The organism is Sphingomonas sp. Leaf62 (genome assembly GCF_001421915.1).
GTDB lineage: Bacteria > Pseudomonadota > Alphaproteobacteria > Sphingomonadales > Sphingomonadaceae > Sphingomonas.
The window spans coordinates 41861-64039 of sequence record NZ_LMLN01000023.1; the positions used below are offsets into that span (position 1 = coordinate 41861).

Genomic DNA, 22179 nt, shown 5'->3' on the forward strand with positions numbered 1-22179 from the left:
AAATGAAATCGCCGCCGCCTATGCGCAGCCACCATGCCCTCCCCTGCCGATCCCGTCCCGACGTCACTGCCCACCCGGATCGGCTACAGCATCGGCAATCTGGGCAAGAGCGTCGTCTGGACCAGTTTCGAAAATTTCATGCTGTTCTATCTGGTGTCGATCGCCGGATTGCCGCCGATGCTGGCAGGCGGATTGCTCGCGGCGGCGATGTTGTGGGACGGGCTGTTCGACCTCGGTATCGCGTTATGGGCCGATGCCCATGGCAGCGGCGACCGGCTGGGGCGGCTGATCGTGATCGGCGCGCCGATGTGCGCGACCGGTTTCTACCTGTTGTTCACGCTCGACCGGCCGGGGGCGATCGCGGCGGCGATCTTTCTGTGCCGGGTCGGCTATTCACTATGCGATGTCGGCCATAACACGCTGCTGGTGCGCGTCGCCCGGACACCGGGCGATGCATCCTCGGTATCGGGCTATCGACTGATCTTCAGTGCATGCGGTGCCGGGCTGGTGGCGCTGGCGTCGACCTGGAGCCTCGCCCCGTCCGACGCGGCGGCGCGGCAGGATGCGTTCGCCACCAGCGCGCTGATGGGCGGGCTGTTGTACGCGGCGACGCTCGGCATCGCCGTGATCGCGACCCGGCATCTGGGGGGACGAACCGGGCAGCGCCAGCCACTGTCGCCGCGCGACCGGTTGCGCGGATTGTGGCGGCACGAAGCGTTCCGCCGAACGCTGCTGGTCGCGGCGATCCAGGCGGGGATCGTGCCGCTGTTCCTGCGGACGCTGCCCTTTTTCGGGCAGGCTGTGCATCACGATGCGGGCTGGGCCGGACCCGCGCTGGCGACGATCACGCTGGGTCAGGCGCTGTCGCTGCCGGGCTGGATGGCGCTGTCCCGCCGCGTGTCGCCGATCGCGATCTCGCGGATCGGGCATGGCACGACCATCGTTGCGATGGCAGGGCTGGCGATCGGGTCGCGTGGGCCGATCGGCACCGCAATGCTCCTGTTGCTCGGCAGCGCGCTTGCCGCGATGAATCTGGCCATCTGGGCAATGCTCGCGCTGGTCGCGCAACGGTCGGCAGCGAACGAGGCGACCCCGGTCGGCCTGTTCCTGACCACCCTGAAATCCGCCGCCGCGCTCGGGAACCTGGCGTCCGGCGCGCTGGTCGCCATGGCACCCCCGCAATCGTCGGACAGCTGGTCGACCTTTACCTTCGGAGCGCTGCTGTTTCCGGTGGCCGGATGTGTCCTGACATTGCTGCTGTTACGCCCGCGCGCGTCTACCGCCGCAACTTGAGAAGATTCACCGACAGGCCGGCGTCAATGGTCGGCGCGTAGCCGATATCCGACGCCGAGCTCGTTGGCGATGACACTGCCCACCGGTCCCGGGGCTTCGAGTTTTTGGCGCAGGTTGCGGATGACGATACGCAAATATTCGACGCGCGGTTCCTCCTCCGCGCCCCAGCATGCCGCCAGCACCCGCTCATGCGTCACGACGCGGCCGATATGCCGCGCCAGCATGCCGAGCACGTCATGCTCCTTCCGGGTGAGGTGCAGCTCCTCCTCGCCCCGACGCACGATCCGCCGATCGAGATCGATGCTGAGGTCGCCGCGGCGGACGATCTTCTGCGTGGCGGGTGACACCCCCTGATGACGCAGCGCGACCCGCAACCGGGCGAGCAGTTCGTCGGTATCGAACGGCTTCGTCACGAAATCGTCCGCGCCGAGATCGAGCGCGGTCACCTTTTCGTCGGTCGCGTCGCGCGCCGATACGACGAGGATCACGATGTCGCCCTGCGCGCGCAACTGCGGGATGATGCTCAGCCCGTCGCGATCGGGAAGGCCGAGGTCGAGCAGGACGGCGCTGGGATGCTCGACCGCCGCCTGCCGCAGCGCACCCCTGGCATCTTCCGCCTCGACGACCGCATATTCGGCCCGCAACAGCGTGTTGCGGAGCAACCGGCGGATCGCCGCGTCGTCGTCCACGACGAGAATCTTAGCCGGCATGGCGAGGGGCGCTTTCGGTCGCGTGCGGTTGGACGATCAGGGCGGGCGGGAACACCAGCGCGAAGGCGGCACCGGTGCCGTCGGGGCGGTTGGAGGCTTCGACGGTCATGCCCATCGCCTCCGCGAACGCCTTGACGATGGCGAGCCCGAGGCCGGTCCCGCCGATCGCGCGATCGGACCCCTCCAGACGTTTGAACATTTCGAACACCTCGCGCTCGCGACCCGGCGGCAATCCCGGCCCGTGATCGAGGACCGCGAGCCGCAGCTCACCATACCGGTTTCGACCCTCGATCACGATGTCCGTCCCCGGTTCGCCATATCGGCCGGCATTGTCGAGCAGGTTCAGCAGGCAGTGATGGAGCAGCTGTGGATCGGCACGCACCAGCGGCAGGTCGGGCGGAACGTCCAGACGCACCGCATGTCCCTCCAGCGCCCGTCGGGCATCGTGCGCCGCCCCGGTGACCGCATCGCTCAGGTCGGTCGCCTCGATATTGAGTTTCAGCGCCCCCGCCTCGACCCGTGCCATGTCGAGCAGATTGGCGACGAAGCGGTTGAGCCGCTGCGCCTCGCTCTCGATCGTACCGATCAGTTCGGGCGTAACCCCGTGATGCAGTTCCGCCGCGGCGGCGATCACGGCGGTCAACGGCGTGCGCAGATCGTGGCTGACCGAGGATAGCAGCGCGGCGCGAAGCCGGTCACGGGTGCGGACCACATCGACGTCGCGCATCTCGGCCTGAAGCCGCAACCTTTCGAGCACCAGCGCGGACTGGTCGATCAGGCTGCCGAGCAGCGGCAACTGATCGGCGCGCACCGGGCTGCCGGCCTTGTCGCTGGCGACGCCCAGCACGCCGAGCACGCGGTCGCCCGCCTTCATCGGCTGGAACAGCCATTCCGAGGCGGCGAGCGTACCCGATCCCTTGCCCGCCGGGCTGCCGGTGTCGAAGGCCCAGCTGGCCGCGGCATTGTCCATCGTGTCGAGGCGATAGGTCGGGTCGCTGGCCGCGATGATGTCGAGCGCCGCGCCATGCCCACGGCCGAGCAGCACCACCTGTACGTCGAGCAGGCGGCGGACATCGTCACAGATCATCTGCGCGGCGATATCGAGATCGTTGACCCCGGCGATCTGGCGCAGGAAGCCGGCCAGCGTCGCGTTGGTCCGCGCGCTGGCGGTGGCCAGATCGGCCTGCGCGCGCACCCGCGCGGTCAGCTGGCTGGTCGCGATGGCGATGCCGAGCAGCACGATTATCGAAATCAGGTTTTCGGGATTGCTGACCGTCAGCGTCCCGGTCGGCGGCAGGAAAAAGAAGTTATAGGCGAGGCTGGAGGCGATGCCCGCGTACAGCCCGGTCCGCAGGCCATAGAGGCTCGCCGCCGCCATTACCGGCAGCAAATACAGCAGCGCCACGTTGCCGAGGTCGAGGATCTGAAACAGCGCGCTGGCAAGGGCGGTGATCGCCGCGACCATCGCGCTGGTGATCGCATAGCCGGCGGGCGTACCCCATTGTCCCGGACGTCGCCGGATGCGCTGCCGGCCCGACGTCGCGGTCGGCATCGGCAGCACGTGAACGGTGACGCCGGGGGTATCGCGGACCAGACGGTCGACGACCGACCCATGGCGAAGCTCGAACCAGCGCGAGCGGTCCGCCTTGCCCAGCACCAGCTGGGTGGCGCGCAGGTCGACCAGTACGGACTGGATGCCGGCCACGACATTCTCGGCGGGCACGGTCGCGACCGCACCGCCCAGCTGCGTCGCCAGCGTCATCGTCGCCGCGATCCGGGCGTGCTGTTCGTCGGTAAAGTGTGCGGCACGCGGCGTTTCGATGAATACCGCCGTCCATGGGCCGCGCAGACCATCGGCGACCCGCTTTGCGGCACGCACCAGCGCGTCGCAGCCCGGCAGCTCGCTGATCGCGACGACGATGCGGTCGCCCCCGGCCCATGTACCGCCGAGCCCCAGCGACCGAACATCGTCCAGCATCCGGGCATCGACGGCCTGCGCCGCCCGGCGGAGTGCCAGTTCGCGCAACGCGGACAGGTTCGATTTCGAAAAGAAGTGACCGAGGGCGCGGCTCGCTTCGGCGGGAAGATAGACTTTCCCCGCTTTCAACCGCTCGATCAGCTCGTCGGGCGGAATGTCGACGACCTCGATCTCGGCGATTTCGAGGATGCGGTCGGGCACCGTCTCGCGCACCCGCACCCGGGTGAAGCTGGCGACGATATCGTTCAGGCTTTCGACGTGCTGGATGTTGACGGTCGAATAGACGTCGATGCCCGCCGCCAGCAGCTCCTCGACATCCTGATAGCGTTTGGGATGACGGCTGCCCGGCGCATTGGTGTGCGCCAGTTCATCGACCAGCGCCAAACGCGGCGCACGGTGCAGGACGGCGTCGATATCCATCTCGCGCAGCGTACGCCCTTCATAGGCCACGTCGCGCCGGGCGACGATCTCATGGCCCCGCAGCAGCGCCCCGGTTTCGGCGCGGCCATGGGTTTCGACGACGCCGATGACGACATCGACCCCGTCGCGCTGCCGCGCTGCCCCTTCGGACAGCATTTCATAGGTCTTGCCGACGCCGGGGGCCGCGCCGAGAAAGATCTTCAGCCGCCCCCTGCCCTCCTGCTCGGCCGCGCGCAGAAGGGCGTCGGGATCGGGACGCGCCATGTCCGGTCCTGATCCCACCACCGGCATCAGCGCGCGGGCGACCGGACCGGCGCGCCGGGGGCCGCATCGAGCGCCTGATTGAGCGCGAGGACGTTGACACGGGGATCCCCCAGCAGCGCGGTTTCGGTGTTTCCGGTCACGATATTCCGAACGCGATCGGGCGAGATGCCGCGCACGCGCGCGATGCGCGGCACCTGTACCATCGCCGCCGCCGGCGACAGATCGGGGTCCAGCCCCGATCCGCTGGCGGTGACCAGATCGGCGGGCACCGCGCCGGTCAGCCCCTCACCCCGGCGTTTCGCGACATCCGGCGTTACCCGGTCGACCAGCGCCCGGCTCGTCGGGCCGAGGTTCGAACCGGACGAGGCGAGCCCGTCATAGCCCTTGCCGGCCGCCGACGGCCGCGTCTGGAAATAGCGGTCGGCGGTGAAGGCCTGTCCGACGACGGTCGATCCGATGACCCGGCCGGTCGTGTCGCGAACGAGACTGCCATTGGCCTGGCTCGGGAAGATCGCCTGGCCGATACCGGTCATCGCGAGAGGGTATGCCAGCCCAAGCAGCAGCGCGAACAGGATCGTCATGACGATCGCCGGACGCAGCGCGGTAGAAAAATCTTTGCCCATGATATCGATCCTTACGCGAGGCCGAGGCCACCGACCACAAGGTCGATGATCTTGATGCCGACGAACGGGGCGAGAAGCCCCCCCAAACCGTAGATGGCGAGGTTGCGTGCCAATAATGGTCCCGCCGCCATCGGCTTGTATGCCACGCCCTTCAGCGCCAGCGGCACCAGCAGCGGGATGATGACCGCATTGAAGATGATCGCGCTCAGGATCGCCGACTGCGGCGAGCCGAGGCCCATGACGTTCAGCACGCCGAGGCCCGGATAGAGCGCGACGAACATCGCGGGAATGATCGCGAAATATTTCGCCACGTCGTTGGCGACCGAGAAGGTCGTCAGCGCACCGCGCGTCATCAGCAACTGCTTGCCGAGGCCGACGACCTCGATCAGCTTGGTCGGATCACTGTCGAGGTCGACCATGTTGCCCGCCTCGCGCGCGGCCTGCGTGCCGGTGTTCATCGCCACGCCGACATCGGCCTGCGCAAGGGCGGGCGCGTCGTTGGTGCCGTCGCCGCACATCGCCACCAGCTTGCCGCCCTGCTGTTCCGTGCGGATCAACGCCAGCTTGTCCTCGGGCGTCGCCTGCGCGAGGAAGTCGTCCACCCCCGCCTCCGCCGCGATGGCAGCGGCAGTCAGCGGGTTGTCGCCGGTAATCATCACCGTGCGGATGCCCATCGTGCGCAGCTCGCCGAAGCGTTCGCGGATACCCGCCTTCACCACGTCCTTCAGGAAGATCGCGCCGAGCAGGCGACCGTCCTTGGCCACCGCCAGCGGGGTACCGCCGGCGCGTGCGATCTCGTCGGTGATGCGGCGCAGTTCGGTTGCCGCCGCCGTCTCGCCCGAACCGGGGTTCGCCTTCAGGATCGAGACGACGGCCCCCTTCTGGATCAGCGTGCCGTCGAAGCGGACGCCCGATACGCGGGTCTGGGCGGTGAACGGGATGACCTCCGCCCCGGCGGGCATCAGCCGTTGCAGATTGAACGCTTCGCGCGCCAGCACCACGATCGAACGGCCTTCGGGCGTTTCGTCCGCAAGGCTGGCGAACAGGGCGGCTTCGGCCAGTTCGGCATCGCTGGTGCCGCCGACCGCCCGGAACTCGCTCGCCTGCCGGTCGCCGATCGTGATCGTGCCGGTCTTGTCGAGCAGCAGGACGTCGATATCGCCCGCCGCCTCGACCGCGCGGCCCGATTTCGCGAGCACGTTGAAGCGGACGAGCCGGTCCATGCCCGCGATCCCGATCGCCGACAGCAGCGCCGCGATCGTCGTCGGGATCAGCGTGATGAGCAATGCGGCGAGGATGGCGATGGGGATGCTGCCGCCCGCATAGGCGGCGAAGCCCGGAATGGTGGCGACCGCGATCAGGAAAATGATGGTCAGACCGACGAGCAACAGCGTCAGCGCGATCTCGTTGGGCGTCTTCTGCCGTTCGGCCCCCTCGACCAGCGCGATCATGCGGTCGAGAAAGCCCTTGCCCGGCTCGACCGTCACCTTGACGCGGATCTCGTCGGAAATGACGCGCGTGCCCGCGGTCACGGCCGAGCGATCGCCGCCCGCCTCGCGGATCACCGGTGCACTCTCCCCGGTGATCGCCGCTTCGTTGACCGACGCGACGCCCGATACGACGTCGCCGTCCGACGGGATCAGGTCGTTCGTCTCGACCAGCACGACGTCGCCGACCCTCAGCTGGCTGGCGGGCACCGCGTCATATGCGCGGCCGTCGCCCTTCAGCCGCTTGGCCGTCAGTTCGGCCTTGGTGGCGCGCAGGCTCGCCGCCTGCGCCTTGCCGCGCCCCTCGGCCAGCGCCTCGGCAAAAGTGCCGAACAACACGGTCAGCCACAGCCAGACGACCAGCTGGAGCTTGAACCCGATCGTCAGGCCGTCCTGCCCGACGACGAGCAGGACGGTCATCAGCGCCGCAACGACGGCGGTGACGAACATGACCGGGTTGCGGACAAGCTCCCTCGGGTTGAGCTTCAGGAACGACGCCGTGATCGCGGGCAGGACGAGATCGGCTGTAAACAGGCTCTTGGCCGGATCTTTTTGTGATTGGGTTTTCGCCATGATGGCCCCCGTGTCAGAACAACTGGCCGCGGATCATCGCGAGATGATCGGCGATCGGACCGAGCGCGAGGCTCGGCAGGAAAGTGAGGCCACCCAGAACGAGGATGATGCCGACCAGCAGGCCGACCCACAGGCCGCCCGTCGTCGGGAACGATCCCGCGCTTTCCGGCGTGTATTTCTTCGCCGCGAGGCTGCCGGCGATCGCCAGCATCGGCACGATGACGAAGAAGCGGCCGACCCACATCGCGACCCCCAACAGTCCGTTGTACCAGGGCGTGTTGGCGGTCAGGCCGGCAAAGGCCGAACCGTTGTTCGCGACGGCGGAGGTGAAGGCGTAGAGGATCTCCGAAAAGCCGTGCGGCCCCTTGTTCAGCGGCCCGGCCAGCCCCTGTTCCAGCGCCGACGACAGGGCGGTCAGGCCGAGGATCATCAGCGGCAGCACCGCGATGGCGAGGACCGCCAGCTTGACCTCGCGCGCCTCGATCTTCTTGCCGACATATTCGGGCGTGCGGCCGACCATCAGCCCGGCGACGAACACCGCGAGGATGGCGAACAGCAGAAAGCCGTAGATGCCGGCACCGACGCCGCCGATCACAACCTCGCCCAGCTGCATGTTGAACAGCGGGATCAGTCCGCCGAGCGCCGTGAAGCTGTCATGCATCGCGTTGACCGCGCCGCACGACGCGGCGGTGGTGACGACCGAGAACAGTGCGGAGGCGGCGATGCCGAAGCGCACCTCCTTGCCCTCCATATTGCCGCCCGCGACGCCGATATGGTGCAGCACCGGGTTACCTACCGCTTCCGCCCAGTAGGTAACGGTCGTGCCGGCGAGGAACAGGATCATCATCGCCGCGAGGATCGCCCAGCCCTGTCGCGGATTGCCGACCGCCTTGCCGAAGGTCCAGGTCAGCCCGACGCCGATGACGAAGATCGACAGCATCTGGACGAAGTTGGTCAGCGCGGTCGGATTCTCGAACGGATGGGCGGAGTTGGCGTTGAAGAAGCCGCCGCCATTGGTGCCGAGCATCTTGATCGCTTCCTGCGAAGCGACCGGCCCCAGCAGGATCGACTGGCGCGCGCCCTCCAGCGTCTGCACGTCGACGACGCCGCCCAGCGTCTGCGGCACGCCGCTGGCGATGTAGAAGAGGGTCAGCGCGACGCAGAGCGGCAGCAGCAGGTAGAGCGTGATCCGCGTCACATCGGCCCAGAAGTTACCGACCGTCTTCGTTTCCCGCCGCGCGAACCCGCGAAACAGCGCAAAGGCCAGCGCGATGCCGGTCGCCGACGACAGGAAGTTGTGGATCGTCAGCCCCAGCATCTGGCTGAGGTTCGACATGGTGCTCTCGCCGCCATAGCTTTGCCAGTTGGTGTTGGCGGTGAAGCTGATCGCGGTGTTGAACGACAGATGCTCGCCGACACCGGCCAGATGCTGCGGGTTGCCCGGCAAGATGCCCTGCAGACGCAGCACCGCATAGGTGAACGCCATGAGGACCGCGTTGAACAGGAGCATGTGCACCGCGTAGCGGCGCCAGCTCTGCTCCTGCGAGGGATCGATACCCGACAACCTGTAGAAGCCCCGCTCGACCGGGCCGAGCAGGAGGTGAAGCGGGGTGCGTCGCCCTTCGTACAGCGCGAACAGCCACAGACCGACCGGCTTGGCGAGTGCCAGCAGGATGCCGGTAAAGGCGATGATCAGGAACCAGCCCTGAAGTGTCATGGTGCCGCCCCTTTCAGAAGCGTTCGGGGCGGATCAGGACGCCCACGAGATAGACGAGAAGGCCGAGCGCGGTCAGCGCCGCCAGCCAGAGATCGAGCGTCATGTCAGCGCTCCCTCACGCATTGTCGGAAAGGCGGACATAGGCGAGCGTCAGCGCCACCAGTCCGACCATGATCGCGACCCAGAGCAGGTCCTGCATCGGTGTTCTCCAAAGTTCAGAAGGCAGCGGTCAGCGCGACCACGACGGTGCCGCCGGCGATGTTGCCGGTGCCGTCCTGACCCTTGCTGAAACCGGGGCGGAGGTACGTCGCCTCGCGGTTCGAAATGTCGGTATCGACATAGCTGACGTTGAACGTCAGGTTCTTGTACGTGGCATCGGCACCCAGCGACCAATCCCAGTAGGTGCCGGTGGGCGAAACCGCGGTCGCGTTCGGACCGAGCCCGTCCTGTCCCCAGCTATGGCCGACATGCGCCCGCGCGGTGATCGGCGTACCGGCGAGCGCGAACGCGCCGTCGCCCCACAGATACAGGTTGTCGTCCCTGGCACCGGGATCGGTGTAGGTTCCGGCGGCAGCGGCGGCACCGGTGTCGTACCATTTGCCGATGGCCTCCTGCCTCGGCGCATAGGCAGCACCGGCGGTGAGCGTCGCCGGCCCGGCAATGCCGGTCAGTCTGGCATAGGGTTCGGCGAAATCGGTCTTGTCGGCACCACCCGGATAGAGGTACCAGGTCAGCCCGACGTCCAGCGTCGCGGTGTCGGACAGCCTCGCCTTGTACCCGCCGATCAGGTCGAGCTCCATATTGGCCCCGCCGAACGTGCCCCAGCCGGCAAGGTTCGAACCCCATGTTCCGATATACAGGCCGCTGTCGTGCGCGACGGTGATGCCGCCCTGCACCGCCATTTCCTGATCGGACTGCGATACGCCGCGGAACCGGTAATCGGACGCGATCGACGCCGACCCGCTGATCGTGATCGCCGGGGACGATGCGGTCCCGGCTCCCGCTTCCGCGTCGGCGGCGGGTGCCGACTGGGCTTGCGCCGCGGCCGGCAGCGCGAGCAGCGCCACGACTGCAGCCGCCTGATAAAACTTCATTCCTGCCATCCCTTTGCGCAGCAAACGTCGCATGACGCTGCCTTCAGGGACGCGCGATTAGGCCCATATCGCGTAGCAATTCGAGAGCGATTCCGGGTAATCGCATAGTGCGCGCATATAGATGTCGCTTTTTCGGGCGGTTTGGACGCCACGCGGCATGCGTGCGGCTTGGGATTGTCCCCACCCTTGACCTCGCGGTGCCCGGCATCCGACACTCATCGAATGATCAAGCCTTTCGTCACCACCGTCGCGCTGTTCGCCCTCGCCACCGGAACCGCTGCGCAGACCGTACCCACGCGGCAGGTCGGCACCGCCACCCTGTCGGGCGTGCCCGACATTCCCGCCGATGTGCGCGAGGCGGTGCAACGCTATCAGAACAGCCGCGCGGCGCAGTTCGAGGACTGGCTGGCCGACGGTTCGATGCTGATCGCCACGCGCTTCGGCGCAACCCAGCAACTGCATCATGTCGCGGCCCCCGGCGGCGCACGGACGCAGATCACCTTCGGCACCGAACCGGTCGCCGCAGCGACGACGATCCCCGGCAGCGACAGGTTCGTGATGACGCGCGACAGGGGCGGGGACGAGTGGTTTCAGCTCTACACGCGCGGTTTTACCGGTGTCGCGACGCCGCTGACCGAGGCCGGGACGCGCAACCAGTCGCCGGTCTTCAGCAAGGACGGTGCGCTGATGGCATGGGCGCGCGCGACCAAGGGCAGCGCCGCCTATGCGATCCTCGGCATCGATCCGAAGGCGGGCGGGAAACCGCGCACGCTCTACCAGTCCGATGGTGCGGTGGCGCCCGCCGATATCGCGCCCGACGCCGCGCGGCTGATCTTCGTGCGCAGCCTGTCCAACCGCGAGGACCAGCTGTTCGAGCTCGATATCGCGAGCGGCAAGGCAACGCGGATCGCGCCGAAGGCCGCTGCCGCGGTCTATGCCGATCCGCGCTATCTGCCGGGCGGCCGCAAGCTGATCGCCATCTCCGATGCCGGCAGCGACACCCGCCGGCTGGTCGAGATCGATATCGCTAGCGGTGCGCAGACGGTCCTGACCCCGGACCTGAAATGGGATGTGGAAAGCTTCGACCTGACCGATGACGGTCGCGTGCTGGCCTATGCCGTGAACGAGGACGGCTTCTCACGCATCGTGGTTCAGGATCGCATCACTCGCCGGGCGCTGCCGCAACCGGTGCTGCCGCGCGGGGTGCTGACCGCGCTGAAATTCTCGCCGGATGGCCGGAATCTGGCGATCGGCCTGACCTCGGCAACGTCGGCCGGCGACGTATGGAGTTGGCCGGTGACCGGCGGCGACCTGACGCGCTGGACGGTGTCGGAACTGGGCGAACTCGATCCTGTCACACTCGCCGAACCCGAACTGGTGCGATTCAAATCGTTCGACGGCCTATCCGTCCCCGCGTTCGTCTATCGCCCCCGGGGAGTGCCGGCGGGCACGCGGACGCCGGTCATCATCGACATCCATGGCGGTCCGGAGGCGCAGACGCGTCCGATCTGGAACTATGGCGCGCAATATTTCGCCAATGTGCTGAAGGCGACGGTGATCCTGCCCAACGTCCGTGGCAGCGATGGCTATGGCAAGCGCTACCTGAACCTCGACAATGGCGCGAAGCGCGAGGATTCGGTGAAGGATATCGGCGCGCTGCTCGACTGGATCGGCACGCAGCCCGGCCTCGATGCGGCCCGCGTCGCGGTCTATGGCCAGTCCTATGGCGGCTATATGAGCCTTGCCGTCATGACCAAATATTCCGACCGGCTGGTCGGCGGGGTCGAACGCTACGGCATCAGCAACTGGAACACCTTCCTCCAGAACACCGAAGCCTATCGCCGCGACAATCGCCGCGCCGAATATGGCGATGAGCGCGATCCGGCGATGCGCGCCGTGCTGACGCGGGTGTCACCGATCACCAACGTCGCGCGGATCACCAAGCCGATGCTGGTGATGCAGGGGGCCAACGACCCGCGCGTGCCACAATCGGAATCGGATCAGGTTGTGGCGCGCCTGCGCGCGAACGGCAACGACACGTGGTATGTGCTGTTCGCCGACGAAGGCCATGGGTTTCTGAAAAAGCCGAACAACGACCTGCGGCGCGAGGTGGAAACGGTGTTCCTGCGACGGCTATTCACGCGATAGAGCAGGATCGAAGCGTCCGCCATGCACGGGCATGGCGTCGCGCCGGTCTATGTCTGGGAAAGCGCGCCGCTGGCGATGACGGGGCCGGTCGGCGTCGGTTCGGGCGAACCGCCCAGCGGTTCGATCGATATCGCCAGCAGCTCGTTCGTCCCCAGCGCACCACGCTCGGCCGCCGGCAGGGTAAGCCGTGTCGCGCCGGCCCGATCGAGCAGACCGATCGAATGCGGCACACCATCGCGGATGATCCACAGCTGTGCGTCCTTCCCCGTCGGTGCCAGACCGCTGGTCGCGACGCGAACCTCGCTGGCGTCGAGATCGATCGACGCTGCGAAGGGCGCGCCGTTCTTGTCGGCGGGCACGAGTACCGCCAGCAACGTCTGCTGCACCCGCGGGGCCGGCGGCTCGACCGTACCCTTCGGCTGCGCGAGCAGGAACGCGACCGCAGCGGCCATCGCGCCGGCAAGCGGAACGAACGCCCATCGGAACCCCGATCGTTTCGTCGCGGGTACCGGGAAAATCCGGTCGGTCCGCCATGCCGGTGCCTCGACCGGACGAACATCGTCGAACAGCGTGGCAAACCGATGCCGCCACCATTCGACCTCGCGCGCGAAATGCGGGTCCGACAGCGACCGGCGCAACGCCGCCGATCGATCGGCACCGTCCAGCAAGCCAAGCGCGAACTCGGCGGCCATCGTTTCGGGATCAGGATCAGTCATCGCCGACACACCCCCGAAGCTGCAACAATCCGCGTCGAACCCAACTCTTCATCGTCCCCAGTGGCACCCCGCGGGCGTCGGCAATCTCGGCATAGGTCATCCCGTCCACGAACGCGGTCCGGATGGCGTCGCGCTGCGCGTGGGTCAGTTCGTTCAGACAGTCATAGAGTCGCTGCACGGTTTCGGCACGCTCCGCCGTCACCGCCTGATCCTGGGTATCGTCCGCGATGTCGAACGCCTCCTCGATCGGGCGCATCGGCCGCCGACCATGGCTGCGGACCCAATCGATCGATCTGTTTCGCGCGATCGTCGCCAGCCACGCGACCGGATAGATCGACCCGACCTGAAACGCGCCTGCCCGTTTCCAGATGATCGCGTACACATCGTGCAACACGTCTTCCGCCGAACTGCGGTCGCCGCAGATGCGCAGGCAGATGCCGAAGAGCTTGGCGGAGGTCATGCGATATAATTCGCCCAGCGCATCCCGATCCTCGGCCGCAACCCGTTCCAGCATGTCGCACAATCGGATGCGTTCCTCGAGGGCGTCGGTCGTCATATCCGGCACTGGTCCTTTGTCGGCGGGTCGTCGATCGGACAACGGATGGTTATGCGTCATTCCGCCAGCGAACAAGTGCCACAGCGCGAACGGGGGGGTCGTAGCACCGCGTCCATACCGCCGGAATGGGCAATCTGCCAACGCGATGCGCCAAAGGCAAAGCACGTAACCCCGGTAATCGGATATATCTTGCCAACCTCCCGCCATGGGGTATGTCGAACGCTGGTTTAGGGAAGGTGATACACGATGAAGAAGGTATTTGCATTTGGCGTCGCCGCCGGTTTGCTGTCGCTGGCCGCATGCAACAACACCCCGCGTGAACAGGCCGCCGACAATATCGAGGCGAACGCAGAGGCGGTTGCCGACAACCTCGAAGACGCGGCGGACGCCGTCTCGAACGACGTAGTCGAAGCAAATCTGGAAAACGCCGCCGAAGCAGTTCGCGCGACCGGCGAGAACCAGGCCGAAGACATGCGGACCCATGATGCCGACACCAACCTGAAGAACGGCATCTAACGAAACCGAACCCGCCGGTAGCGCCGACGCGCGGCAAGACCGGTCCGGAAAGGCGCCCACGGCAACGCGGGCGCCTTTTTTCGTTGTGGCTTCGCTGGCAGCCGCCGCTGGGGCCGGGCAGGTCAACGATCAATTGCCACGGTACCTGCCCAGTGCATGGCCGCTTCGATATCGCAGCGCGCTCTGCCACCCTGGTCCGGCGCACAGAGCGACCGCAGTACGCAGCACCCGGCCACCGTGGCATTTATGTGACAGAAAAGAAGTTAGTAGGTTCCGCCTACATTTTTGCTCTTGCCGGTTTCCCTGCCGAATACTCTTATATGAATAAGCCCTGTAGGGCGGACTAAACGGGGAAATTTTGTGAAGCTGTCACATCTTTATGTGGCCACGGCATTGACGCCGCTGGCTATCGCTATTGCTTTGCCTGCGTCGGCGCAGACCATCGCCACCGACACGCAAACCAGTCCGGTCCCCGACCCGACCCAGGTGCCGAGCGACGCCCAGAACCCGCAATCGCCAAACGCCGATGACGGTACTGCAGCGACCGGCACGGACATCGTCGTTACCGGTTCGCGCATCCGCCGCGATGAATTTTCGGTCGCGGAACCGATCACCGTCATCGGTCGCGCCGAGATCACGCAGGCCGGTTTCGCCAGCATCGGCGACGCGCTGCAAAGCAACGCGGTGGCGCAGGGCGCGTCGCAGATCAACAGCGCCTATGGCGGCTTCGTCACCGATGGCGGCGGCGGCGCGAACACGCTCGGCCTGCGCGGCCTTGGCCCCAACCGCACGCTGATCCTGCTCAACGGCCGGCGCCTGGCGCCGGGCGGCACGCGCGGCTCGCTGCTCGCCGCCGACCTGAACGTCCTGCCCAACGCGATCGTCGAGCGGATCGAGGTGCTGAAGGCCGGCGCGTCGTCGGTCTATGGTTCCGACGCTGTCGCCGGCGTGGTCAACATCATCACCGACCAGAAGCTAACCGGCCTCCAGCTGAATTTCCAGATGAACGTGCCCGAAGTCGGAGCCGGCATCGATCGCCGCGCCAGCGCCAGCTTCGGCTTCAACAACGATCGTTTGAGCGTTATCGGTTCAGCCGAATATCGCAAACGCGATCTCCTGTCGCGCAACGACGTGCCGTTCTTCGGCTGCCCGATCGGCGGTTTTCTGAACGGCGAGGGCTCGGCATTCGGTTCGGGCGACAATTTTTCGCCAGACGATCCCCGCGCCTGCTTCACGCTCGACAATGGCGGCGTGACCATCAACACGCTCGGTCTTCCAACGCGCAATGCGATCGGCCGCACCAGCGGCGCGGTCGGCAGGTTCAACCGGTTCGTGCCCGCGCCGGGCCAGACCACCGGTCCCTTCCCCGGCTATCTTGGCGTCGGCACCTATGACCGCGACACTTTCGATCCACGGCAGGAAGAAGAGCCGCTTCTCAACGACGCCGAAATCTATACCGGCTATCTCTCGGCCACTTACAAGCTCGACTTCCTCGGCAATGCCGAAGTGTATGGTGAATTGCTGGCAACCCGGCGCAAATCGTCGACGGATCTCTACCGCCAGCTCTCGCTCGACTATCTCCAGGGCAGCCCGCTGCTCCCCGAGTCAATCCGCAACGGCGTGTTCGCCAACCCGACCAACACGTCGAGCGGCCGGAACATCGCGGCACGTGCTTTCATCGGCTATGGCATGACCTCGTCGGCCCAGACCGTGGACTATGTCCGCGCATCTGGTGGTGTCCGTGGCGACTTTTTCTTCCCGAACTGGCGCTATGATGCCTATATCGGCAAATCGTTCAACGACGGCACCTATGAAGCCGAATCGTTCCTGATCGATCGGCTGGCCAATTCGCTGAACGTCACAGCGAACGGTAACGGTACCTTCAGCTGCGCCAGCATCGCCTCGAACGCGGGCTGCGTCGCCGCACCGTTCCTGACCGCGGCAGTGATCGGCGGCGACCTGCCGACCGATTTCCGCAACTATATCGTCCAGAACACGATCGGGAAGACGCGCTTCCGCGAAACGACCTACGCGTTTAACATCGACGGTCCACTGGTCCACCTGCCTGCCGGCGACGTGCAGGTCGCACTGGGTGTCGAGCATCGCCGGCAAAGCCTCGACGACCAGCCCGACCTGAATTCGGTAAACGGCAACCTGTATGGCCTGACCGCAGCGACGCCGACGGTCGGCAAAGACAATGTCAAGGAAGGCTTCGGCGAGATCTTTGTCCCGCTCCTAGAGGACAAGCCGTTCTTTTACCGCCTGAACCTCACCGGCTCGGCGCGCTATACCGACTATGCATCCTATGGATCCGACGTGACGTATAAGATCGCGGGCGAATGGGAGCCGTTCCGCGGCTTCGGTGTTCGCGGCAGCTATGGTACATCGTACCGCGCGCCGGCACTTGCCGAACAGTTTCTGGGTGCCACCAGCGGCTTTCTCGGCGCCAACAGCGATCCCTGCAGCGCATTGCCCGTCGCTGGCGAACAGTCGCCTAACCAGCAGATCATCGCGCGCAACTGCGCGTCGATTGGTCTGCCGGCGGACTTCGAACAGCGTAGCGGAATCACGTCGTTCCGTGTCGGCGGTGCCGAAGCGGGCCTGAGCGCCGAAACGTCGACCAACTGGACGATCGGTGCGGTCATCAGTCCGCGGCTGCCCGAAGCGGTCGGTCAGTTGTCGCTGTCGCTCGACTATTTCGACGTGAAGGTCGACAATGGCGTTTCGGACCTGAGCGGCACGACGATCCTTCAGCGTTGCTACGGCAATGCGAACTTCAATCCGACCGAAGGCTTCTGCCGGTTCGTCCAGCGCGATACCAACCAAGCCCTGACCGTGACGAGCAGCTTCGTCAACCTGTCGGAAAATATCGTCAAGGGCTTCGAATTCAACGGACGCTATGCCCGTGACCTGTTTGGCGGGAAGTTCATCCTGAACGCCAATGTTACCAAATATACCGAACAATCGACCCGCCTCTTCCCGGAAGAATTCCTGACAGATTCGAACGGGATCATTACTGCACCGGACTGGGTGGGTAACTTCGACGCGACGTTCAATATCGATTCGGTCACGATCCGCTATGGTCTGGACTGGACTGACGGTGATCGTAACCGGACTTATGACTATTTTGCGTTCGACAACCTGACCGGCGTGAGCGATCCGGAACTTGTTCAGGACTATCGCGATAACTATTACCTGGAAGCAAGCAACTACTTCCTCCATTCACTATCGCTGCAGTTCAATGTGCAGAAACAGTTTCAGTTCACGTTCGGTGTTCGCAATCTGCTCGACGCCAAACCGCCGCGGATCAGCGCGATCGGGTTCACGACCGTCGCGAACGCCCCGCTCTATTCGGGCTATGACTATGTCGGTCGGCAATTCTTCGCCAACGCCAACATCAAGTTCTGACAATCCGGAGGGCCCCGAGCAATCGGGGCCTTTCCATTCCCGCCCGCCCGTTTTGCAAAGGGCGATCCGGGACGATGTCGCGGCGGCGACGAGCGGCGACGATTTTAGACAAAGCGTTTTACCAGCGGCAACTTAGCGGGGTCGCGATCCGTTGGCATTCCGAACGAGAAGGATTGCCATGACCGATCATATTGCCCGCAACCCCGGAACCGGCGGCGAGACGCATCAGACGACCGACGCCGATCACCCGGTACTGACCACCAACCACGGCACGCCGATTTCCGACAATCAGAACCAGTTGAAGGCGGGCGCGCGTGGGCCCGTGCTGATCGAGGACGAAGTCTTCCGCGAGAAGATGAACCATTTCGATCACGAGCGTATTCCCGAGCGCATCGTTCATGCCCGTGGATCGGCCGCGCACGGCTATTTCGAATGCACCGACAGCCTGTCCGACATCACCGTCGCCGACCTGTTCCAGAAGAAGGGCCAGCGCACCGAGGTGTTCACGCGCTTCTCGACGGTCGCTGGCGGATCGGGATCGGTCGATACGCCGCGCGACGTGCGCGGCTTCGCGGTGAAATTCTACACCCGCGAAGGCAATTGGGATCTGGTCGGCAACAACATCCCGGTCTTCTTCATCCAGGACGCGATCAAGTTTCCCGACCTGATCCACGCCGCCAAGATGGAGGCCGATCGCGGGTATCCGCAGGCGGCGACCGCGCATGATACCTTCTGGGACTTCATCTCGCTGATGCCCGAATCGACCCATATGATCATGTGGGCGATGTCGGACCGGACGCTGCCGCGCACCTTCGCCAATATGGAAGGGTTCGGCGTCCACACCTTCCGCTTCGTGAACAAGGAAGGCACGTCGACCTTCGTCAAGTTCCACTGGAAGCCGAAGGCCGGTCTCGCTTCGACCATCTGGGACGAGACGGTCAAGATCGCCGGCGCCGATCCCGATTTCCAGCGGCGCGATCTGTTCGAACGGATCGACCGTGGCGATTTCCCGACATGGGAACTGGGCGTACAGTTGTTCGACGAAGAATTCGCCAACAGCCAGCCCTATGACGTGCTCGACGCGACCAAGATCATTCCGGAAGAGGTGCTGCCGGTCCGCATCGTCGGCCGGATGGTGCTCGACCGCTATCCCGACAATTTCTTTGCCGAAACCGAACAGGCAGCCTTCGTGCCGAGCCATGTCGTCCCCGGCATCGGCTTCTCGAACGATCCGCTCCTGCAGGGGCGGTTGTTCAGCTATACCGATACGCAACTCTCGCGGCTCGGCTCGGTCAATTTCCATCAGTTGCCGATCAATTCGGCAAAGGGTCGCGCCGAGGCGGCGGGCTGCCCGTTCATGAACCAGCAGCGCGATGGCCATATGCAGATGGCGGTTCCGAAGGGTCGCGCCAATTACGAACCGAACAGCCTCGCCAAGGCCGGTGAGGAAGCCGGCGCACGCGAGGACCCGGAAAAGGGCTACAAGACCTTCCCATCGGAAGAACAAGGCCAGAAGCTGCGCATCCGGCCCGAAAGCTTCGCCGACCATTACAGCCAGGCGCGGCTGTTCTTCCGGTCGATGGATCCGGCCGAACAGGCGCATATCGCCTCCGCGCTGGTGTTCGAGCTGTCGAAGGTGAGCCTCGACCACATCCGCACCGCAGTGCTGGCCAATCTGCGCAACGTCGACGAGGACCTCGCTACCCGCGTCGCCGACGGACTGGCGATGGACCTGCCCGAGGCTTCGCCGACCGCCGCACCGGTGCTCGATATGGCCCTCTCGCCCGCGCTGCGCATCATTCGCGGGCCGCTCGAAAAGCATACGCTCGAAGGGCGCACGGTCGGCATCCTCATCGCCGACGGTACCGATGCCGGTGAGCTGAAGACGCTGAAGGACGCGGTAAAGGCGGCGGGTGGCCATGCGATGACGATCGCGCCGAAGGTCGGCAAGGTTCCGCTGTCCGACGGATCGACCATCGCCGCCGATGCGCAGCTGTTCGGCCAGCCTTCGGTCACCGTCGATGCCTGTGCGGTGATCCTGTCGGACGAAGCAGCGCAAAAGCTGACCAAGGAAGGTGCGGCCGTCCAGTGGGTCATGGACGCGTTCGGGCACCTGAAGGCGATCGGCCACAACGCCGCCGCGCAGCCGTTGCTCGACAAGGCCGGGGTCGAGGCGGATGAGGGCGTCACCGACCTTGCATCCTTCGTCGAGGCCGCCAAGCAGCGTTATTGGGACCGCGAGCCGAAGGTCCGTACCCTGGCGTAATCGACGCGGCCGGAGGTTTCGCCCTCCGGCCCGTTCTCTGCGCGACCTCCGGTTCGATGAAACCGCAGCGAAAGCGCTGATTTCTTGCATTCGGCCGTACCTCCGCCTTGGCGGGGGTGCGGCCCGTTTTTGGTTGAGGGCGGGACGTTCGCCGCTACTTCTACCAAGTCCGCAGTAGATCCGCCGCCGGTCGCTGCCCCCCCTGCCCTACCCCCGGCGCAGCGTCGCCGGACCGCCCGACAGCGTCGCGGACCATCCGTCCGCACCGGTAGCGAACAACACGACCGTGCGCCGGTCGGCCGACGCCAGCGCGATGCCGTCGGGAGTCGGTCGCCATCCGACGACGCCCGGCACCAATGCGGTCAGGCATCCCGTCGCATCGTCGACCGCCCATGCATTGGCGGAATCGATCCGTCTGACAGTAAAATTGACGGCACAATCCCCCGCTTGCATGGCGATGATCCAGCGTCCGACCAGCGTGGCGGGCTCCTCCAGCCTCAAACTGCCGCTCGACGGTGCCGGTTCGCCGTGAAGTTGCGTCATCTCGATGTCCTTCTTCGTACCAAGCGTTGCGCATGCAGTCGTATTGATAAAGAATACCAATGGGGCGATACTGAAAGTCACTCCCCGAACGTACCGAAATACGCGTCCGCTCCATGTGATCGTGGCGCGTTTGTGTGGAGAATATCTGTGGCCGTAGCGCATTCCACAACTCCCGTTATCGGAAACCTGTCCGAACAATATTTCGATGGACCGAACGGTCCTGATCCGACATCGTTATTGCACCGGCTGATGAACGATAGCAACGCCATGATCGGCGGATATGACTTGCCGGCCATTTCGACAGCACCGACCCTGTCCACAGTCATGGCGATCCCTGCTCCAGGCGCATCGTTCGGCTTCGGGTGGGACGCGTGGCAGTCGCACCAGTCGTCCCAGACGGCGGCCGCCGCCGAGGGATGCCATTGCTGGGGCTGCATGAACGGCGGCACACCCGATCAGGGAACCGGATCGGGTCCGCAGGCGGCGCTGAACGGCGAGCAGCGCGGCGATGCCGGCCCGAACGGCAAGCAGTCGCTGACGATCGGCGAAGCCGCCGCACAGATCGGCCGCGCGAACCAGACGTGGAACGGTTCGACGCTGGGACAGGCGGCCGAGGTCACCTATGCCTTCCGCGCCACCGCGCCCACGTCGATGCCCAACGGTACCGCCGGGTTCTCGCGCTTCAACGATGCGCAGATCGAACAGACGACGATCGCATTGCAGGCATGGGCCGATGTCGCGCGCGTCACCTTTCGCCGGGTCGACAGCGGCAACGGGTATAGCAACAATGCGCAGATGCTGCTGGGCAATTATTCCAGCGGCGCGTCGGGGGCGGCGGCCTTCGCCTATTATCCCGGCAGCGGCGTCGGCGGCGACAGCTGGTACAACAGCTCGCTCAGCTACAACCGCGCGCCCGACAATCTGAATTACGGCGGGCAGGTGCTGATCCACGAAATCGGACACGCGCTGGGACTCGGCCATCCGGGCGATTACAATGCCGGCAACGGATCGCCAACCTATGCCAACAGCGCATCCTATTACGAGGATACGCGGCAATATTCGGTGATGAGCTATTGGTCCGAAACCAACACCGGCGGCGAAAATGGCGGCTATTATGCCGCGGCACCGTTGCTGGACGATATCGCCGCGGCCCAGCGGCTTTACGGAGCGAACAATACCGCCCGCACCGGCGACACCGTCTATGGCTTCGGGTCGAACACCGGGCGCGACTATTATACCGCGACATCGGGCAGCTCGGCGCTGATCTTCGCGGCATGGGACGCGGGCGGCAACGACACGTTCGACTTTTCGGGCTATGCCAGCGCGCAGTTGATCGACCTGAACGACGGCAATTTCTCCGACGTCGGCGGGCTGAAGGGCAATGTCGCCATCGCGCAGGGCGCGACGATCGAGAATGCGCGCGGCGGGTCCGGAGCCGACCGCATCCTCGGCAACGAAGTCGCCAACCAGCTGGTCGGCAATGCCGGCAACGACGTACTGATCGGCGGCGGCGGGGCGGACGTGCTGACCGGCGGCAGCGGGGCGGACGTCTTCGTCTTCACCGCGATCGGCGATTCGACGTCGAACGTCCGCGACCGGATCACCGATTTCGCCACCGGCGTCGACAAGATCGATCTGTCGGCGATCGACGCCGACCTGTCGCTATCGGGCGATCAGGCATTCAGCCAGGTCGCACAGTTCAGCGGCCGCGCGGGGCAGGCGGTGATCGCCAGCAGCAACGGCACGACGATGCTGTCCCTCGACCAGAATGGCGACGGCGTTGCCGACTTCATGCTGTCGGTCACGGGGACGCTGTCGGGCAGCGACCTGTATTGGTAAGCGACCACCGGGGCGGGCAGGATGCCCG

Annotated in this window: 16 protein-coding genes; 6 read left to right on the plus strand and 10 right to left on the minus strand. The window is 65.5% G+C overall.

Annotated features, from left to right (window positions below):
* Nucleotides 1–33: 33 nt before the first annotated feature.
* Nucleotides 34–1293 carry an MFS transporter gene (locus ASE91_RS09425; protein ID WP_056625431.1) on the plus strand — a complete coding sequence of 420 codons (1260 nt, stop codon included), beginning with the start codon at nt 34–36 and terminating at the stop codon, nt 1291–1293.
* A gap of 23 nt (nt 1294–1316) precedes the next feature.
* Here ASE91_RS09425 and ASE91_RS09430 read toward each other — a convergent pair whose 3' ends face one another.
* From ASE91_RS09430 to ASE91_RS09460, 7 genes are all read right to left on the minus strand, one after another.
* Nucleotides 1317–2003, minus strand: coding sequence for a response regulator transcription factor (locus tag ASE91_RS09430; protein WP_055997856.1), 687 nt, complete (start codon nt 2001–2003; stop codon nt 1317–1319).
* A complete protein-coding gene (locus ASE91_RS09435; protein ID WP_056625435.1) occupies nt 1993–4665 on the minus strand; it encodes a sensor histidine kinase in 2673 nt (890 codons plus the stop codon). The genes ASE91_RS09430 and ASE91_RS09435 overlap by 11 nt, the downstream gene beginning before the upstream one ends.
* A 26-nt stretch (nt 4666–4691) precedes the next feature.
* The gene (gene kdpC / locus ASE91_RS09440; RefSeq protein WP_055997862.1) at nt 4692–5288 is read right to left on the minus strand and encodes a potassium-transporting ATPase subunit KdpC; all 597 of its coding nucleotides are present in this window, start codon (nt 5286–5288) and stop codon (nt 4692–4694) included.
* Between the two features lie 11 nt (nt 5289–5299).
* Nucleotides 5300–7348, minus strand: a complete 2049-nt coding sequence (gene kdpB, locus ASE91_RS09445; protein WP_056625437.1) for a potassium-transporting ATPase subunit KdpB — start codon at nt 7346–7348, stop codon at nt 5300–5302.
* Nucleotides 7349–7361: 13 nt separating this feature from the next.
* Nucleotides 7362–9065 carry a potassium-transporting ATPase subunit KdpA gene (gene kdpA / locus ASE91_RS09450; protein WP_056625440.1) on the minus strand — a complete coding sequence of 568 codons (1704 nt, stop codon included), beginning with the start codon at nt 9063–9065 and terminating at the stop codon, nt 7362–7364.
* A gap of 13 nt (nt 9066–9078) precedes the next feature.
* On the minus strand, nt 9079–9168 hold the full coding sequence (gene kdpF / locus ASE91_RS09455; RefSeq protein ID WP_056397559.1) for a K(+)-transporting ATPase subunit F: 90 nt from the start codon (nt 9166–9168) through the stop codon (nt 9079–9081).
* 112 nt (nt 9169–9280) lie between these two features.
* Entirely contained in the window at nt 9281–10159 is an 879-nt protein-coding gene (locus tag ASE91_RS09460; RefSeq protein ID WP_056625443.1) for a TorF family putative porin, read from the minus strand.
* Between the two features lie 222 nt (nt 10160–10381).
* Here ASE91_RS09460 and ASE91_RS09465 point away from each other — a divergent pair, with 222 nt between their 5' ends.
* A complete protein-coding gene (locus ASE91_RS09465) occupies nt 10382–12307 on the plus strand; it encodes a S9 family peptidase (protein WP_056625446.1) in 1926 nt (641 codons plus the stop codon).
* Nucleotides 12308–12354: 47 nt separating this feature from the next.
* Here the strand turns inward: ASE91_RS09465 and ASE91_RS09470 are convergent, their stop codons facing one another.
* Both ASE91_RS09470 and ASE91_RS09475 read right to left on the minus strand, forming a co-directional pair.
* Nucleotides 12355–13023 (minus strand): anti-sigma factor, encoded by a 669-nt coding sequence (locus ASE91_RS09470; RefSeq protein WP_156357762.1) that lies wholly within the window; start codon nt 13021–13023, stop codon nt 12355–12357.
* Nucleotides 13016–13579 carry a sigma-70 family RNA polymerase sigma factor gene (locus tag ASE91_RS09475; protein WP_156357763.1) on the minus strand — a complete coding sequence of 188 codons (564 nt, stop codon included), beginning with the start codon at nt 13577–13579 and terminating at the stop codon, nt 13016–13018. Before ASE91_RS09475 ends, ASE91_RS09470 begins: the two co-directional genes overlap by 8 nt.
* Nucleotides 13580–13825: 246 nt before the next feature.
* Here ASE91_RS09475 and ASE91_RS09480 point away from each other — a divergent pair, with 246 nt between their 5' ends.
* The 3 genes from ASE91_RS09480 to ASE91_RS09490 all read left to right on the plus strand — a co-directional run bounded on the left by ASE91_RS09480 (nt 13826) and on the right by ASE91_RS09490 (nt 19769).
* Nucleotides 13826–14095 (plus strand): hypothetical protein, encoded by a 270-nt coding sequence (locus ASE91_RS09480; protein WP_056397543.1) that lies wholly within the window; start codon nt 13826–13828, stop codon nt 14093–14095.
* A 393-nt stretch (nt 14096–14488) separates the two neighbouring features.
* On the plus strand, nt 14489–17503 hold the full coding sequence (locus ASE91_RS09485; RefSeq protein ID WP_235530400.1) for a TonB-dependent receptor plug domain-containing protein: 3015 nt from the start codon (nt 14489–14491) through the stop codon (nt 17501–17503).
* A 178-nt stretch (nt 17504–17681) separates the two neighbouring features.
* On the plus strand, nt 17682–19769 hold the full coding sequence (locus ASE91_RS09490; RefSeq protein WP_056625460.1) for a catalase: 2088 nt from the start codon (nt 17682–17684) through the stop codon (nt 19767–19769).
* Between the two features lie 207 nt (nt 19770–19976).
* On the opposite strand, the gene ASE91_RS09495 is transcribed toward ASE91_RS09490, so the two are convergent.
* Complete coding sequence (locus tag ASE91_RS09495) at nt 19977–20312, minus strand: AprI/Inh family metalloprotease inhibitor (protein WP_162233642.1); 336 nt, start codon at nt 20310–20312, stop codon at nt 19977–19979.
* Nucleotides 20313–20561: 249 nt separating this feature from the next.
* Between ASE91_RS09495 and ASE91_RS09500 the strand changes: the two genes are divergently transcribed.
* Nucleotides 20562–22151 (plus strand): serralysin family metalloprotease, encoded by a 1590-nt coding sequence (locus ASE91_RS09500; protein WP_056625466.1) that lies wholly within the window; start codon nt 20562–20564, stop codon nt 22149–22151.
* The last annotated feature ends 28 nt before the right edge of the window (nt 22152–22179 follow it).

Bases quoted from the DNA above. Each gene is read 5' to 3' on its own strand.
- ASE91_RS09425 (WP_056625431.1), top strand. From the start codon at position 34: ATGCCCTCCCCTGCCGATCCCGTCCCGACGTCACTGCCCACCCGGATC.
- ASE91_RS09430 (WP_055997856.1), bottom strand. From the start codon at position 2,003: ATGCCGGCTAAGATTCTCGTCGTGGACGACGACGCGGCGATCCGCCGG.
- ASE91_RS09435 (WP_056625435.1), bottom strand. From the start codon at position 4,665: ATGGCGCGTCCCGATCCCGACGCCCTTCTGCGCGCGGCCGAGCAGGAG.
- kdpC (WP_055997862.1), bottom strand. From the start codon at position 5,288: ATGGGCAAAGATTTTTCTACCGCGCTGCGTCCGGCGATCGTCATGACG.
- kdpB (WP_056625437.1), bottom strand. From the start codon at position 7,348: ATGGCGAAAACCCAATCACAAAAAGATCCGGCCAAGAGCCTGTTTACA.
- kdpA (WP_056625440.1), bottom strand. From the start codon at position 9,065: ATGACACTTCAGGGCTGGTTCCTGATCATCGCCTTTACCGGCATCCTG.
- kdpF (WP_056397559.1), bottom strand. From the start codon at position 9,168: ATGACGCTCGATCTCTGGCTGGCGGCGCTGACCGCGCTCGGCCTTCTC.
- ASE91_RS09460 (WP_056625443.1), bottom strand. From the start codon at position 10,159: ATGAAGTTTTATCAGGCGGCTGCAGTCGTGGCGCTGCTCGCGCTGCCG.
- ASE91_RS09465 (WP_056625446.1), top strand. From the start codon at position 10,382: ATGATCAAGCCTTTCGTCACCACCGTCGCGCTGTTCGCCCTCGCCACC.
- ASE91_RS09470 (WP_156357762.1), bottom strand. From the start codon at position 13,023: ATGACTGATCCTGATCCCGAAACGATGGCCGCCGAGTTCGCGCTTGGC.
- ASE91_RS09475 (WP_156357763.1), bottom strand. From the start codon at position 13,579: ATGACGACCGACGCCCTCGAGGAACGCATCCGATTGTGCGACATGCTG.
- ASE91_RS09480 (WP_056397543.1), top strand. From the start codon at position 13,826: ATGAAGAAGGTATTTGCATTTGGCGTCGCCGCCGGTTTGCTGTCGCTG.
- ASE91_RS09490 (WP_056625460.1), top strand. From the start codon at position 17,682: ATGACCGATCATATTGCCCGCAACCCCGGAACCGGCGGCGAGACGCAT.
- ASE91_RS09495 (WP_162233642.1), bottom strand. From the start codon at position 20,312: ATGACGCAACTTCACGGCGAACCGGCACCGTCGAGCGGCAGTTTGAGG.
- ASE91_RS09500 (WP_056625466.1), top strand. From the start codon at position 20,562: ATGAACGATAGCAACGCCATGATCGGCGGATATGACTTGCCGGCCATT.